Origin of the sequence: Enterobacter sp. RHBSTW-00593, assembly GCF_013784105.1 — a bacterium.
GTDB lineage: Bacteria > Pseudomonadota > Gammaproteobacteria > Enterobacterales > Enterobacteriaceae > Enterobacter > Enterobacter ludwigii.
Window position 1 is genome coordinate 2,935,065 of record NZ_CP056393.1, and the last position, 15,773, is coordinate 2,950,837.

The window sequence follows — 15,773 nt, forward strand, 5'->3', positions numbered from 1 at the left end:
ATAGTTATTGTTTAAATTACGCCTGATTTTTCGGCAAAAATAGTGCCCTTACGAAGTAGATATCCCCTCCCAAAGGGGCAGGTGCGGGGAGATTACTTAAAGTCGAAAAATATCGTAAATAATTCATTACACCTACTGTAACGGTCATTTGACGAAGCGGGGCTTTTCCCTTACTCTGCGCCGCAGAATTTGTCGCGATTACGAATCGTTGTAGAGGAATGCGTGAAAAACAGAACCCTGGGAAGTATTTTTATCGTCGCCGGAACGACGATTGGCGCAGGAATGCTGGCGATGCCTCTGGCTGCCGCAGGCGTTGGATTTGGAGTGACACTGCTGCTGCTTGGCACACTCTGGGCGTTGATGTGCTACACCGCCCTGCTGTTGCTTGAGGTTTATCAGCATGTGCCCGCGGATACCGGCCTGGGTTCTCTTGCGGCACGCTACCTGGGACGCTATGGCCAGTGGATAACCGGCTTTAGCATGATGTTCCTGATGTACGCCCTGACCGCGGCCTATATCAGCGGCGCCGGCGAGTTAATCGCCTCCAGCGTTAACGACTGGTTCGACGCTGATATCACGCCTTCAACGGGCGTTATCTTCTTTGCGCTTATTGGCGGGGGGGTGGTCTGTGTGGGGACTTCGCTGGTCGATCTGTTTAACCGTTTTCTGTTCAGCGCCAAAATACTGTTCCTGATTGTGATGCTGGTTTTGCTGGCACCGCATGTTCACAAGGTTAATCTGCTGACGCTGCCGCTGGAAAAAGGGCTTGCGCTGTCCGCGATCCCGGTTATTTTCACCTCGTTTGGCTTCCACGGTAGCGTACCCAGCATCGTGAGCTATATGAACGGCGATATCCGTAAGCTACGCCGCGTCTTTATGGTGGGGAGCGCTATCCCGTTGATTGCTTATATTTTCTGGCAACTGGTGACGCTGGGAAGCATTGACGCGTCGACCTTTACCGGGCTGATGGCGGAACACGCTGGCCTGAACGGCTTTCTGCTGGCACTGCGCGAGGTAGTCACCTCCCCGCACGTTGAGCTGGCGGTCCATCTGTTTGCCGACCTGGCGCTGGCCACCTCATTCCTGGGCGTGGCGCTCGGCCTGTTTGATTACCTGGCCGATCTGTTCCAGCGTCGTAATACTGCCGCAGGACGCTTACAGACGGGGGCAGTCACCTTCCTGCCTCCTCTCGCGTTCGCGCTGTTTTACCCGCGTGGGTTCGTGATGGCGCTGGGGTATGCAGGTGTGGCGTTATCCGTGCTGGCCCTGCTGCTCCCTTCCCTGCTGGCCTGGAAGAGCCGCCAGCAGCATCCTCAGCAAGGGTACCGCGTAATGGGCGGCAAACCGCTGCTCCTCATTGTGTTTGCCTGCGGAGTGATGATTATTCTGGTGCAGTGCTTGATTGCCGCAGGGATGCTACCGGAAGTGGGTTAACAAAAAAGGGGCTGAAATCAGCCCCTTTTTATTAGTGCAAACAGCAGCTCTTAAACTTCTTCCCGCTGCCGCACGGACACGGATCGTTACGCCCGACCTTTGTGCCGTTAACAATCGGTTTTTTTGCTTCCGGCTGCTGTGGGTTGTCCACCCAGTAATTGTACAAACGCAGAGCCGCAGGCTGAATGCTCTCAATGCTGGCTTTATATTCGTCTTCGCTCAGCTCATCCAGCTTCTCGCTGTTCTCGTCTGTACCGTGCAGCGCAATCGCATCAAGATCGGCCTTCAGTGCTTCCGGTAAGGCTGACCAGTCCGTCAGCGCCACACCGCGCATATAGCCATAACACCACTCTTCAACAACGGTATAGCTCTCGCCGTCGACATCGTTGTAACCAAACATCGGCTCAAACTGATCCGGGTATTCGCTCAGGCGCTCAGCAATGTCGTTCATATGCTTAAAGCAGAGATCGATAAAACGGTGCATTTCACGATCGTTTTTCCAGCGCGGAATGTATTTCTCGCCACCCCACACGGCCACCAGCCAGGTATCTGGCTCAACGACAACAGGGCCGGAAAGGACTGCGGTAAGCATGCCGTCCAGTTCAGACACGTCAATCACGGACGCATCGTCATGACCGTAAGACATTAATGTCTCTTCAAGCCACGCCATTTCGCTTTCATTCAATGGGCCTTCAGTCATCGCTGACACTCCTGATAAAAAAGGAAAAGATCCTGACACATATCTCACGGCTTTCCTATCTGAAGTTTAGGTCTTTATTGCTGCAAAAACGTGCAAATCGTGACCATTGCACAACTTATGGGCTTTGTTGTTAACGATATGTGATCTCCGCTGTAATTTCATCGCGTCCCACAAGGTGCCATATCACCGCACTCTATACTCAAACATGTCACAACCCGCTCAATGGGTTAACCATTCTGGCAACGATTTTGCTTAATGTTCTTCGCGCGAACCTGCGCAGGGAAACCTCGCCGTATTACGCAGGCGTTGTCTGGATCTTGTTCGTTTAGTGCATTTTGTTCTTGCTCGTGTTTTTGGATTGGCTGCGCCATCGGCATCCGGGTTTACGCCGTGGTGCAAAAACCTCTTTGCTAAGGAACATAATAATGTCGCTGAAATTTATCAGAACTCCCCTTTCTCTCGTGCTGGCCGGTTGTCTGGTGACGGCATTTTCTGCGCATGCAGATATTGTCATTGGTGTGGCCGGGCCGTTTACCGGTCCAAACGCCACCTATGGCGATCAGTACTGGCACGGTGCAACGCAGGCCGCTGAAGACATTAACGCCGCAGGCGGCATTAACGGCGAGAAGATTAAGCTGGTTCAGGGGGATGATGCCTGCGAGCCGAAACAAGCCGTGGCCGTCGCCAACCGTCTGGTCGACCAGGATAAAGTCAACGCGGTGGTCGGCCATTTCTGCTCCTCTTCCACAATGCCCGCCTCCGAGGTGTACAGCGACGCGGGGATCCTTGCCATTACCCCCGGCTCGACCAACCCGCTCATTACCGAACGAGGCATGACCGATATGTTCCGCATGTGTGGTCGCGATGACCAGCAGGGCCAGGTCGCCAGCGATTTCATTATCGATAAGCTGAAAGCCAAACGTGTGGTCATCATCCATGACAAAGACACCTACGGTCAGGGGCTGGCAGACGCCACTAAAGCTGCGCTGGCGAAGCGCGGGGTTCAGGATGTGATGTATGAGGGCTTATCCCGTGGTGAGAAAGACTTTAACGCGCTGGTGACAAAAATCGGCGCGCAAAAGCCGGATGTGGTGTTCTTCGGCGGTTGTCACCCTGAAGCCGGCCCGCTGGTTCGCCAGATGCGTGAACAGGGCGTGCAGGCGAAATTCTTCTCCGGCGACTGTATCGTCAACGAAGAGATGGTGACCGCGGCGGGTGGGCCACAATATACCAAGGGGATTTATATGACCTTTGGTAAGGACCCGCGTCTGATCCCGGATGGGAAAGCGGTCATTGAGAAATTCCGCGCCGGAAAATTCGAGCCTGAAGGTTACACCCTCTACTCTTATGCCTCCGTTCAGGCCATTGCCGCGGCCTTCAAGGCTACGGGTGGTAAAGACTCGGCCAAAGCCAGCGAATGGCTGAAAGCCAATGCCGTCGACACGGTTATGGGCAAAAAAGCCTGGGACAGCAAAGGCGATCTGAAAGTGTCTGACTACGTGGTGTATCAGTGGGACGATAACGGAAAATATAAGGAAGTTCAGTAACGGGACGGAGTCACGCTCAACGCCGGCAGGTTCGCCTGTCGGCGCGTAATAAACATCAGGCTGCGCGTGCCGCGCAGCTTAAAATAACGAGCGCGCTATGATGAGTACATTCTTCCTGCAACAGTTAATAAATGGCTTAACGCTGGGCTCCGTGTATGGATTAATCGCCATCGGCTACACCATGGTGTATGGCATCATTGGTATGATTAATTTCGCCCACGGCGAAGTCTATATGATCTCCGCCTACCTCTGCGCCATTGGCCTGGCGCTGCTCTCCTTCTTCGGCCTGCAGTCGTTCCCGTTGCTTATCCTCGGTACGCTGATCTTCACGATTGTGGTGACCGGTGTTTACGGCTGGACTATCGAGCGCATTGCCTATAAGCCGCTACGCAACTCTACCCGTCTGGCACCGCTTATCTCCGCCATCGGGATGTCTCTGATTTTGCAAAACTACGCACAGCTGAGCCAGGGGCCACGTCAGCAAGGGGTGCCCACGATGCTGGATGGCGTACTTCGCCTGCATATCGGTGAGGGGTTCGTTCAGATAACCTACACCAAAGTGTTTATTCTGGTTGCCTCGTTCGCCGGCATGCTCTTGCTGACATGGATAATCAACAATACCCGGCTTGGGCGGATGTGCCGTGCGGTGCAGCAGGACCGCAAAATGGCCTCCATTCTGGGCATTAACACCGACAGAATCATTTCGCTGGTCTTTGTGATTGGCGCGGCGATGGCCGGTCTGGCGGGTGTGCTCATCACCATGAATTACGGCACCTTCGATTTCTACGTCGGATTTGTCATTGGCATCAAGGCGTTTACCGCAGCGGTGCTCGGCGGGATTGGCTCCCTGCCCGGTGCGATGCTCGGCGGGTTGATTCTGGGCGTCGCCGAGGCGCAATTTTCCGGCATGGTGAACTCAGATTATAAAGATGTGTTCTCGTTTGGCTTGCTGGTCTTGATCCTGATTTTTCGTCCTCAGGGTCTGCTTGGCCGCCCGATTGTCGCCAAAGTGTGAAGGAGAATACGATGACCTCTCACGGCTTTTCGCTTAAGCGCTGCATTCTGGACGCCATTTTTTCCGGGCTGATTGCGTTAATAATTTTTGGCCCGATTGCCGGCGTGGTGCTGGACGGATACAGCTTTAATTTCGCCGGACAGCGGCTCGCATGGATAGTCGGCATCGTGATGCTGGGCCGTTTTCTGCTGAGCGCTTTTTTAGGCACCGCTCCGGGTGCACGTTTCCAGGCACGTTTTGAAGCCGACAGCGCGGGGGTTTATGTCCGGCCGCCGGAATACAAAAGCCGCATGCGCTGGATAATCCCGCTGATTATCGCCCTTGCGATCTGCTTTCCCTTTGTTGCCACCAAGTACGTGCTCACCGTCGCCATTCTTGGGCTTATCTACGTGCTTCTCGGTCTCGGGCTGAATATTGTGGTCGGTCTGGCCGGGCTTCTGGATCTCGGTTATGTCGCTTTTTATGCCATCGGCGCTTACGGGCTGGCGCTGGGGTATCAGTATCTGGGATTAGGATTCTGGAGCATGCTGCCGCTGGCGGCAATTATGGCTGCCGCGGCCGGCGCCCTGCTCGGCTTTCCGGTGCTGCGCATGCACGGTGATTACCTGGCGATCGTCACGCTTGGCTTTGGGGAGATTATTCGCCTGATCCTCAACAACTGGCTGACCTTCACCGGTGGCCCGAACGGCGTTTCTGCCCCGCCTCCCACCTTTTTCGGACTGGAGTTTGGCCGCCGTGCCAAAGAAGGAGGCGTACCCTTTCACGAATTTTTCCATCTGACCTACAACCCGAATATGAAGTTTATCTTTATCTACACGGTGCTGTTCCTGGTGGTGATGCTGGTGCTGTATATCAAGCATCGTCTGACACGGATGCCGATTGGTCGGGCATGGGAAGCCCTGCGGGAAGATGAAATCGCCTGTCGCTCAATGGGATTAAATCATGTGCTGGTCAAGCTCTCGGCCTTTACGCTGGGTGCGTCGACTGCCGGCATCGCCGGGGTGTTTTTTGCCACTTATCAGGGCTTTGTCAACCCGACATCGTTTACCTTTTTTGAATCGGCGCTGATCCTGGCGATTGTGGTGCTCGGCGGTATGGGCTCAACGCTTGGCGTGGTGCTGGCGGCGTTCGTGCTCACAGTGACGCCGGAGCTGCTGCGCAGTTTTGCCGAGTACCGGGTTTTACTGTTTGGCATGCTGATGGTGGTGATGATGATCTGGCGTCCACGCGGGTTGATCCGCATTAACCGCAGCGGGTTTGCCGTGCGTAAGGGCGTAGCGCCATGAACGGAACGATATTAAGCGTTGAACATCTGATGATGCATTTCGGCGGGATCAAGGCGTTAAACGACGTCAACCTGGACGTGCAGCGCGGTTCAATTACTGCGCTTATTGGCCCAAACGGCGCGGGAAAAACCACCGTCTTCAACTGCCTGACCGGTTTCTATAAGGCTTCCGGCGGCAATATTTTCTTCAATACGCGCAATAAGACGACCAACGTCATTCAGATCCTCGGGCAAAACTTCCAGCCAGGGGACTGGATCCACCCTGCGCAGTTTGGGCAACGCCTGTTCTACAAAATGTTCGGCGGCACTCACCTTGTGAACCGCGCCGGACTTGCGCGCACCTTTCAAAATATTCGTCTTTTTCGCGAGATGTCGGTCGTGGAAAACCTGCTCGTGGCACAGCACATGCGCGTCAATCGCAACCTGCTGGCCGGCGTATTCAATACGCCAGCGTACCGACGGGCGGAAAACGACGCGCTGGACAGGGCCTTTTACTGGCTGGAGGTGGTCGATCTTGTGGAGTGCGCCAACCGCCTGGCGGGCGAGATGTCGTACGGTCAACAACGGCGCCTGGAGATCGCGCGGGCCATGTGCACCGGCCCGGAAATGATCTGTCTGGATGAACCCGCCGCCGGGCTGAACCCGGTAGAGACACATAAGCTGAGTAACATTATTCGTTTTCTGCGTGACAACCACGGCATAACGGTATTACTGATTGAGCACGACATGGGGATGGTGATGGAAATATCGGACGACATTATTGTGCTCGACCATGGCGATGTGATTGCCCGGGGGAAACCTGAGCAGATCCAGCATGACGAAAAGGTGATTGCCGCCTATCTGGGCACCGATGAAAGCGAGGTCACTCTATGAATGAGCCGCTGCTGGCATTTCGCGAGGTGGATGTGTTCTATGGCGTGATCCAGGCGCTGAAGCAGGTATCCCTCGAAGTGCATAAAGGGGAAACGGTGGCGCTTATCGGCGCGAATGGCGCGGGTAAATCGACATTGCTGATGTCTATTTTTGGCCAACCGCGTATTCGTAACGGGCAAATCCTGTTTTGCGGCGAAGACATCAGCCATAAATCTACCCACTATGTGGCCTCCGGCGGCATAGCACAGGCTCCCGAGGGGCGGCGTATTTTTCCGGATATGACGGTTGAAGAGAACCTGCTGATGGGGACCATTCCTGTCGGCAATCAATTTGCCGCCGACGATATGCAGAGCATGTTTGAGTTGTTCCCGCGCCTCAAAGAACGCCGTAAACAGCGAGCCATGACCATGTCCGGCGGAGAACAGCAAATGCTTGCCATCGCCCGCGCGCTAATGAGCCGCCCTAAACTGCTACTGCTGGATGAACCCAGCCTGGGTCTGGCGCCCATAGTGGTTAAGCAGATCTTCCAGACGCTGCGCGAGCTGGCTCGCAACGGCATGACCATTTTTCTGGTAGAGCAAAATGCGCATCATGCTCTGAAGCTTTCTGACCGTGGCTACGTCATGGTCAACGGGCAAATTCACCTCAGCGGCAGCGGCGAGGAGTTGCTGGGAAACCAGGAGGTAAGAAAAGCCTATTTAGGCGGAGTGTAATTCATACGCATGTCGCGCATAAATGTAACTATATGTCAGGCGATACGACGCGGGTGATTCAATTTACCGCTATTAACATCTTCGCTGATTATTTATGAAAGATAGACATTTGCGGCCATCGGTCCGCTGAGTCCGTTGATACGACAGAACTCAACGCGAATCCCGGGAAGGAGCGTTTCTTTTTCGTTGTTATTAAAGGCTGAAATGTGGAGAAAAACGTCCTTTCGACCATCTGAAGGGATGATTAGGCCTTTGCCACTGTGCATATCAAAACTTTTGACAATTCCTGTCATTTTACGAGACAAATAAGATCCTCTTAGAAAACATGCATTAACTATACACACAAATTAATTTTAAGCTAATGCAGCGTGACACTTTTTATGTGAGCCTTCCGGAAGGCTAAAATAAAAATTGCTAATTCTCCCTCCTCATGCATTAATGAAGTCGTTGGTTTAATCCACACACGAGCGTAAAAAATTTTACCCGGCAGTCCTCATAACCAGGCGCTATCGCTGATATCCCCTCCTTTTGAGTCCATACGTTTAATATTATACGTTTCTTAGCATTTCAAATACTCACAAGGAGTCTGCATGTCTTCAAGAATTATAGGTTTGGTTAAGTGGTTTAACGAAGATAAAGGTTTCGGTTTTATCTCTCCTGTCGATGGCAGCAAAGATGTGTTTGTGCACTTTTCTGCTCTCCAGGGCGATGATTTTAAAACTCTCTTTGAAGGCCAGAAGGTCGAATTTGCTATCCAGAGTGGCGAAAAAGGCCCTGCTGCTGCAAGCGTAATACTTTGCGATAGATAAAGTTATCACGGACCCGCGATCACGATGATGGATTTTTCCTGAGTAGACGGGTCCTGGATTAGAAGGCTTTTTCTGAGCAACAGGTCAGCATATTTTTCTCGTAGAAAGAGTGTGCTGACCGATGTGATGAAGTGCAGGTCTGCTGCACGAAGAGTCTTAAAGCAGAAGCGAGCTGCTTGTAAAATATCAAAGTGCGTAAGAGGTCAGGCAACCTCCAAAAGCATCACTTCTTCAATGTTGCTTTGCCAAATGAGATCGTCTTTAAAGACGCAAATTCATCATCTGGCAAATGCATTTTAGAATTTTTGAGCGGTTTTGAAAAGAGTGCTGCAGTGTGGGCAGACAAGTTGAGCCCCTTTTTGTACACGGCTGAAACTATGCTCAGAGTCTTTTGAACAGTTTGGACATGGACATTTAACTAAGTAATTGCGACGGAATTGTGTATTTTTACGTCCTGACATAGGCATCTCCTGATTTAAACGACTGTCACCATACACGTTCACGAAGATGATTGCTTGCTTTTATTTCCGAATGATTGCAAAAACCAAAGAAAGTACAAATGCAACGCTTTTTCGAAAATTAAATACCGCTAATGTTAAAAAAGGTAAATGATATCAACTTAAATATTCACTTCAGATGCCCATGTTGTCATGGCTCCCAATACAGAACGTCGATTTTTGATGTGTCTGAAAAAAATCCGTATGGCGCTAAATGCATTTTCTGCAAATCGACGATGACATTCGCAGACAGACCTGACAGCCAGACAAAAATTTTCGCGCCGTCCTGATTCCCCTCGCCTTCACAGAGAAGGTGCTTAAGCAGATAACGACCAACAAGGTGAGATATGAAGAAAGTCATCGTCTTTTTCAATGGTAAACCGAGCAATGTTGTCACCGTGCTTAAGGGTATTACATCCATACGGCAGGAATATCCGAATGGTGAAGCGATAAACCTGCAGATAATGTCCGCAGGTTTTCCTTCTCTGACCGGCGATCATGAAGTGGTTTATGTGGCGTCGGACAGGGAGCTGACTTCTCAGGAAATTCTGGATGCGGCTAAGAAATATTTATAATTACTCTGAATGTATTGCTGTTCTTGTAGATGCCCTTGTTTAAGGGTAATCCCCTTCTTATTTGTGCTGCTAACATCTTTTGTTTACCCTCCCCGCGTTAAAAATCTTATACGGAATGAATAATACGTTAACGCTATCGCGAACAAACACATCCCTAATAGACTTAATTGCGTCATAATATGTCAGGTGGCTTATTGTCTCAGCCCTGATTCATTCAGTTGTGTGTCAGACACAATATGCGTTACCTCATCCAGGTGCCCAATTCTGGCCTCCCCTGAACGATTAAACTTACTCTTATCTATCAACAATAAAGACTGAGAAGCGCGCTTGAGTAGCAGCGATTTGAAGCCAGCGTTGACCCTGTTGGAATCCCACAACCCTCCATGACTGTCTATCCCTTCGCAGGAGAAGATAAACAGGTCGATGTCCAGCAGTTTGAGTTGTGAAATCAACGAGGGGTTAACGTAGCAGCCATACTTACGCTCGAGTTTACCGCCGGAGCTAATAAGTTGAATCTGTTCACGTTTGCCCAGTTCCAGGCAGATAGGGTGACTGTTAGTAAAGACCTGAATATCGATGTCAGGCAGTTGCCGCGCAAGATACCAGCAGGTTGAGCTGGCATCCAGGGCAATGACCATCCCGGCTTCAATCCACTCCAGCGCCTCTCTGGCGATATCCGCTTTATGCGTGAAGTGGCTCTTAAGGCGAATATGAAAAGGATCGCCGCTGTCCTGGTTTTCCCGGTGAATATATTTCGCCCGCCCGTGGTTGCGCAGCACTTTTCCCTGCGCCTGCAGTTCGCTGAGATCGCGGCGAATGGTCTCTTTACTGACGTTAAGCTGGGTGGATAAAACGTCCGTCGTCAGACTATGATGCTGAATCAACAGGTCGATAATCGTTTGCTGACGTGCCTCTTTCATTTTTTCTCACCCATCATTCGATACACGCCCGCGCTGGCGGGCGCACCGGCATGAGATTACGGCGTTACCCCCTTTTTTAAAAGAATATTCCCGTATTTAGCACACTCCCCTGTGACAACGATCGCAAAGGATTTTTTGGCACGTGCGTAAAACGCATAGCGGTCAATGCGGGTAATTGCCGGACAGGGTGCCTGACGTGAAAGCGCATCGCGATAGCGAGCCTCAACACGGGGATCGAGGGAGTCACCCTCAACTGCAGCCATCATCACCAGTGGCGGCGCGTAGCTGTCGAGCTCAAACAGCGGGATAATCGCATGCAGCAATTCGCTGACCTTTAGCCCATCGGCGCGTATAACCTGCGGCCCCATACTGTGGGCGGGGAAATGGGCATCAGAAAAAATAATCTCATCGCCGTGGCCCATTTCGGCCAGGACTTTCAGTAGTTCAGGTGATATTAACGGTGAAATCGTTTTTAACATCTCAAACTCCCTCGATCGGTGCAGATTCGGTTTCCGGAAAGAAGTAGCGGTACTGATAATGCACCTGCGCTCTGGCATGTTCCGGGCTCGTAAATTCTCCGACCCCGTACCAGCCAAACAGGGCTGCCCCCGCGACAGTGGTTTCTGCATCATCAAGTACCTTGATGGGGATGCCGAGCATATTGGCTTTGATCTGGTTCCACAGCATGTTACGGCTGCCACCGCCGACCAGCAGCAGTTCAGTCGCGTTGAAGTGACCAATCTTTTCCAGCGTGCGCAGATTCTGCGCCAGCTGCCCGGTGAGGCCCTCCAGCGCAGCGCGATAAAAATGACCGCGTGTGGTGTTGAGTGTGACGCCCTCCCAGCCTGCATGCTGACAGCCGAGGAGATCACAGTGCATTTTCACCCCTTCGGACCCCATGGGTATGCGGCGGGCTGTCTCAATCAGCGTTTGCCAGGGCGTCTCTTCGGTCCAAAGCAGTTTACGTACCCATTCAAGTACGCCGGATGCCAGCCACTGCATGCCAGGGTTATACAGCCCTGGCTGGCTGTCCAGTTCGCAGGTAGAACCGACGTAGCGACTGAGCAGTGGCGTATTGACCTGCGCACTGCGCACCATCAGGATCTCCCATGTTCCCGAGGAGAGGACGGGTTCATCCGCCGCGGCACCTGCACCAAACAGCGCAAACTGGGTATCGTGTCCGGCGGAAATCACCGGGATACCGGCGGGCAGGTCAAGCCATTGGGCAGCATCAGATTGTAATTTACCGACGAGCTCACCGGCTTCCACCAGACGTGGGAAGAGCCGACGCGGCAAACCCGCCGCCTGCAAAATTTCATGGCTGAAATCGCGCTGTTGAATATTCAGCATCTGGCTGGTCCCTGCCATAGTAACGTCGGTGGTGAATTCGCCGGTCAGACGGTGGTTAATCAGCGACGAGATAAACAGCCAGGCGTGTGCCTGTTCCAACAGCTGCGGGTGATTTTCTTTTAGCCACACCAGCTTATACAGCGTATTGAAGCCAAATGCCCCCACGCCGGAAATGTCCTGAAGCCGCTGAGGTGACAGCAAGCGGCCAATATTTTTCATCACTTCGGCAGTGCGTGGGCATTTCCAGCTGATGATTGGGTAGAGCAGCCTGCCGTGCTCATCGACCAGCGCGCCATCAACGCCGAAGGTGGTCACCGTGACGCCGCGAACGCGACAGTTTGCCAGACTCGTCTTCAGCGAGCGGCAACAGTCCGCGAAGCGTTGCATAATGGCCTCGAGAGACCACTGGTGCCAGGCGCTATTTTCTATGGCGATGTCGCTGGCATTTGCCGTAGCGGCACGGGCGATAATTTTGCCCTGCCGATCAACGGCAATGGCCCGCATATTGGTCGCTCCGCAGTCGAGAACCAGAATAACCTCTTGTTTCATAGCAACTCCTGAAACGTCGCCGGCTAACGTGTCGCTTATCCGGCCTGCAATTCGGTGTTTTACAGGCCCGGTAAACATACGCTACCGGGCAAAGACGTTTACTCAACGTTTGTACAGCGGGCCATAGTTTTGACAGGCGCGGTAATCCTGGCCTTCGCTATCCATGCCGTGCGCAGCCCAGGCGGAAGGACGATAGACCTTCGACTCTTCCACGTTATGCATGCAGACCGGAATTCGCAGCATTGATGCCAGGGTGATGAAGTCAGCGCCGACGTGGCCGATGGTCAGCACGCCATGGTTTGCCCCCCAGTTCGCCATCACGGAATAAACGTCGGTAAAGGGACCTTTACCCGTCAGACGTGGCGCAAACCAGGTGGTCGGCCAGGTTGAGTTGGTACGGGCGTCAAGCTGATCGTGCATCTCTTTCGGCAGTTCCACGCTCCAGCCTTCTGCAATCTGCAGAACCGGGCCAAGACCTTTGATGATATTCACGCGAGTCATGGTGAACGGCACGCCGCCTTCCGTCAGGAAGCGAGAAGAGAAACCGCCGCCGCGGAAATATTCATGTATCGCCGGACACCATTCGGTGGCCGCCAGGCAGGCATCAACCTCCTGCTGGCTAATGTCCCAGAATGGTTTCATCGTTGGCTTGCCATCGCTGCCGCGCTGTTTGCATGAGCCATCGAGAGCCGCAGAGCCGGAGTTGATCAGGTGGATAATACCCATCTCAGCCAGACCGCTGAGCGGTTGACCGGTCACGCGCGCTACCGCGTCTGGAGACCAGTAGGTGCGCACGTCGGCGAACACTTGTGCTGTGCCGGTCAACTGGTGGCCCATTAGCATCGCCACGCCGTTGAGGCTGTCATTTTCGGTCGCGACGACAAAGGGTTCACGCACGCCATTCCAGTCAAAGGAGCTGTTAAGCAACGCTTCGGCGGTATCGCCGTTCGGGTATTGATCGGTCCAGTGACGCTGGCCCTGGAAGCCTGCCGCAATGGCGTTGTAGCCCAGCGATTCTTCCACCCGCCCTTTTTCCGCCAGTGCTGGGTTGCCCTGCATCATGTCGCGGATACACATCGCCATCAGCAGGCTCTCTTTCAGCACCTCGCGGTTCTGCGCTTCGTTACGCTTATACTGCTGCGCGTTCTGGTCTTCGCCGTAGCGGAAGTTTTTGTCCGCCCAGGCCAGCGCCATTTCCAGTTCGGTTTCATCGAAGATTTTCTGATCAATGCGGCGGCGCAGTTCAGTCATATCAACTGCCTGTACCTTCATCCCCAGCCAGGATTCGAAGAAGTTAGGGTCGACGATGGAACCGGCAATCCCCATCGACACCCCCCCAATGGAGAGATAGCTTTTCCCTTTCATACTGGCGACGGCTAAACCGGCACGCGCAAAGCGCAGCAGTTTTTCCTCAACATCTTCGGGAATCGAGGTGTCGTCGGCGTCCTGGACATCATGACCATAAATAGAAAATGCCGGGATCCTTTTCTGGCTGTGTGCAGCCAGCGCGGCGGCGAGATAAACGGCGCCCGGACGTTCAGTCCCGTTAAAACCCCAGATGGCTTTCGGACGCATGGGGTCCATATCGATCGTTTCGCTCCCGTAGCACCAGCACGGCGTCACGGTGATGGTCACGCCGACGTTCTGGCTGCTGAATTTTTCTTCACAGGCGGCAGATTCGGCCATCCCCGCAATACAACTGTCAGCAATGACGCATTCAATTTGCTCGCCGTTGGGGTGACGAAGCTTTTCAGTGAGCAGCGCGGCGGTGGCGTTGGCCATATTCAGGGTTTGCTCCTCCAGAGACTCACGAACCCCCATACGACGACCATCAATCACCGGACGGATACCTATTTTCGGTAAGCTGATTTTTTTCATGACAGATCCCTCACGTTTTCGGATACAGGTTTAATTCGTTGCCGCTTGCGAACGGAAACGGGCAAAGATGAAGATGACGGCAAAACACACTGCCGGAACCAGTTCTGCTGTTGGGATATTGCCTGCAGCATCGCTGACAAAGCCCATGACCGGCGTCACAATCCCGCCGCCGATAATGGTCATGACGATGAATGACGAGCCGTATTTGGTGTCCTGACCCAGGTTCTTAATCCCAAGGGAGAAAATGGTTGGGTACTGAATAGACATAAATGCACTGCACAGCGTTAGGGCCAGTAGACCGAAATGGCCGCCGAATACGGCGGAGAACAGGCATAGCACCATGGCAAGCAGGGCATAAGCGGCCAGTACTTTATGCGGTGCGAAGCGGCTGATTAGCCATGTACCGGTAAAACGACCGATGAAGAAGCACACCATGGTGCCGGTCAGGTAGTTGGCGGCGAAACCTGGCGTCATACCGGGGATCTCTTCAATAGCGTACCGGATCAGATAGCTCCAGCAGGCAGTTTGCGCGCCGACATAGCAGAACTGCGCCAGCACCGCCCAGCGCCAGTGGCGAATACGGACCAGACGGGAAAGAGAGGCAGAAAATGTGCTTTGTGTGCCGTCGACGTGATTATCGCTCTGAAGGACCGGAAATTTGGTCAACATAATCAGCAGGGCGACCAACAATACAATTGCCACGATAATCATATAAGGCGTTTGTACGGATAACACCAGGCTGTGCTTATAAATGCTTAGCTGTTCTGGCGTCATTTTATCGAGTACCGCCTGAGAGTGATGCGGCACGTGAGACAAAATTAGGCTTTGTCCAAACACAACGGCAATAATAGCGCCAAAAGAATTAAAAGTTTGCGCCAGATTAAGACGGAAATGACCGCCACTCTCTGGCCCCAGCACTGTCACAAAGGGGTTAGCAGCAGTTTCAAGGCAACCTAACCCCGCCGCTATAATAAAAAGACCGACAAGAAACAATGTATAATTCATTAACTCAGCCGCAGGCCAGAATAATGCAGCACCAATGGCATATAAAAACAACCCGGTAATAATACCTGCCTTATAGCTGAGTTTTTTCATCAGTATCCCGGCAGGAACTGGAATGACAAAGTAGCCGAAATAGAACGCAGATTGTATCAGGCCAGCCTGGAAGTTTGTCAGGGTAAAGGCTTGCTGAAACTGGGGGAGTAAAATGTCATTCAGGTTATTAGCGACTGCCCAAAGAAAAAACAGTGAGCAGAGTAACGCGAAAGGAATAATGTAACGCTGGGCTTGCCCGGCATTGACCGCACGAAAACTCTGCGTTGGTATTGTTGTATTTCCCATAACACCCTCGTTAGTCAGAAGCGTCAGAATGTGACTTTCCTTTCTTGCCAGACGGTAAAAATAAAAAGGTGCTTTACTCTTACTGGCGCGAATCTGGCGATCGGAATGATCTCGTGAATGCATTTTCATGTAAAAAAGGGGGGCGAATATGATGACAATCACATTTAACGGCAACGCGATATTTTTATGTGATCGTTATCACTTTAAATTTAATAAAAACAACCCCCATCGGGGAAAATAAACATGAAAAACCACAACCCCAGTGACCGATTTAATGCATTACTCCG

17 protein-coding genes are annotated in these 15,773 nt (G+C 52.6%); 9 read left to right on the plus strand and 8 right to left on the minus strand.

The annotated features are described in order from the left end of the window. The first annotated feature begins 222 nt into the window (after positions 1-222). Positions 223-1,434 carry a tyrosine transporter TyrP gene (gene tyrP, locus HV242_RS13915; protein WP_050736996.1) on the plus strand — a complete coding sequence of 404 codons (1,212 nt, stop codon included), beginning with the start codon at positions 223-225 and terminating at the stop codon, positions 1,432-1,434. A 31-nt stretch (positions 1,435-1,465) separates the two neighbouring features. Here the strand turns inward: tyrP and HV242_RS13920 are convergent, their stop codons facing one another. Further along, a complete protein-coding gene (locus HV242_RS13920) occupies positions 1,466-2,134 on the minus strand; it encodes a YecA/YgfB family protein (RefSeq protein WP_020883362.1) in 669 nt (222 codons plus the stop codon). Positions 2,135-2,559: 425 nt separating this feature from the next. Here HV242_RS13920 and HV242_RS13925 point away from each other — a divergent pair, with 425 nt between their 5' ends. From HV242_RS13925 to HV242_RS13945, 5 genes are all read left to right on the plus strand, one after another. After that, positions 2,560-3,681, plus strand: coding sequence for a branched-chain amino acid ABC transporter substrate-binding protein (locus HV242_RS13925; protein ID WP_020883361.1), 1,122 nt, complete (start codon positions 2,560-2,562; stop codon positions 3,679-3,681). 100 nt (positions 3,682-3,781) lie between these two features. After that, positions 3,782-4,696 carry an ABC transporter permease subunit gene (locus HV242_RS13930; RefSeq protein ID WP_025203827.1) on the plus strand — a complete coding sequence of 305 codons (915 nt, stop codon included), beginning with the start codon at positions 3,782-3,784 and terminating at the stop codon, positions 4,694-4,696. An 11-nt stretch (positions 4,697-4,707) separates the two neighbouring features. Then, on the plus strand, positions 4,708-5,982 hold the full coding sequence (gene livM, locus HV242_RS13935) for a high-affinity branched-chain amino acid ABC transporter permease LivM (protein ID WP_020883360.1): 1,275 nt from the start codon (positions 4,708-4,710) through the stop codon (positions 5,980-5,982). Then, a complete protein-coding gene (locus tag HV242_RS13940) occupies positions 5,979-6,854 on the plus strand; it encodes an ABC transporter ATP-binding protein (RefSeq protein WP_063858807.1) in 876 nt (291 codons plus the stop codon). The genes livM and HV242_RS13940 overlap by 4 nt, the downstream gene beginning before the upstream one ends. After that, a complete protein-coding gene (locus HV242_RS13945) occupies positions 6,851-7,567 on the plus strand; it encodes an ABC transporter ATP-binding protein (protein ID WP_050736998.1) in 717 nt (238 codons plus the stop codon). The genes HV242_RS13940 and HV242_RS13945 overlap by 4 nt, the downstream gene beginning before the upstream one ends. Positions 7,568-7,659: 92 nt before the next feature. Here the strand turns inward: HV242_RS13945 and cspF are convergent, their stop codons facing one another. Then, positions 7,660-7,872, minus strand: a complete 213-nt coding sequence (gene cspF / locus HV242_RS13950) for a cold shock-like protein CspF (protein WP_025203826.1) — start codon at positions 7,870-7,872, stop codon at positions 7,660-7,662. Positions 7,873-8,157: 285 nt separating this feature from the next. On the opposite strand from cspF, the gene HV242_RS13955 reads away from it, so the two are divergent. Next, on the plus strand, positions 8,158-8,376 hold the full coding sequence (locus HV242_RS13955) for a cold shock domain-containing protein (RefSeq protein ID WP_014170702.1): 219 nt from the start codon (positions 8,158-8,160) through the stop codon (positions 8,374-8,376). A 296-nt stretch (positions 8,377-8,672) separates the two neighbouring features. Here the strand turns inward: HV242_RS13955 and HV242_RS24160 are convergent, their stop codons facing one another. Next, complete coding sequence (locus tag HV242_RS24160; protein ID WP_305961753.1) at positions 8,673-8,843, minus strand: YnfU family zinc-binding protein; 171 nt, start codon at positions 8,841-8,843, stop codon at positions 8,673-8,675. 125 nt (positions 8,844-8,968) lie between these two features. Between HV242_RS24160 and ymcF the strand changes: the two genes are divergently transcribed. Beyond that, positions 8,969-9,163: a cold shock small protein YmcF gene (gene ymcF / locus HV242_RS24285; RefSeq protein WP_032669962.1), complete on the plus strand. Its 195-nt coding sequence runs from the start codon at positions 8,969-8,971 to the stop codon at positions 9,161-9,163. A gap of 57 nt (positions 9,164-9,220) precedes the next feature. After that, positions 9,221-9,448, plus strand: a complete 228-nt coding sequence (locus HV242_RS13960) for a hypothetical protein (RefSeq protein ID WP_014170703.1) — start codon at positions 9,221-9,223, stop codon at positions 9,446-9,448. Positions 9,449-9,639: 191 nt separating this feature from the next. Here HV242_RS13960 and fucR read toward each other — a convergent pair whose 3' ends face one another. From fucR to fucP, 5 genes are all read right to left on the minus strand, one after another. Continuing rightward, complete coding sequence (gene fucR, locus HV242_RS13965; RefSeq protein WP_032678450.1) at positions 9,640-10,368, minus strand: L-fucose operon activator; 729 nt, start codon at positions 10,366-10,368, stop codon at positions 9,640-9,642. 56 nt (positions 10,369-10,424) lie between these two features. Next, positions 10,425-10,847 (minus strand): L-fucose mutarotase, encoded by a 423-nt coding sequence (gene fucU / locus HV242_RS13970; protein WP_020883358.1) that lies wholly within the window; start codon positions 10,845-10,847, stop codon positions 10,425-10,427. A 1-nt stretch (position 10,848) separates the two neighbouring features. Then, on the minus strand, positions 10,849-12,267 hold the full coding sequence (gene fucK, locus HV242_RS13975; protein ID WP_050736999.1) for an L-fuculokinase: 1,419 nt from the start codon (positions 12,265-12,267) through the stop codon (positions 10,849-10,851). A 102-nt stretch (positions 12,268-12,369) separates the two neighbouring features. Next, complete coding sequence (gene fucI, locus HV242_RS13980) at positions 12,370-14,145, minus strand: L-fucose isomerase (RefSeq protein WP_050737000.1); 1,776 nt, start codon at positions 14,143-14,145, stop codon at positions 12,370-12,372. Between the two features lie 30 nt (positions 14,146-14,175). After that, a complete protein-coding gene (gene fucP, locus HV242_RS13985) occupies positions 14,176-15,486 on the minus strand; it encodes an L-fucose:H+ symporter permease (RefSeq protein WP_050737180.1) in 1,311 nt (436 codons plus the stop codon). Positions 15,487-15,773 lie beyond the last annotated feature (287 nt).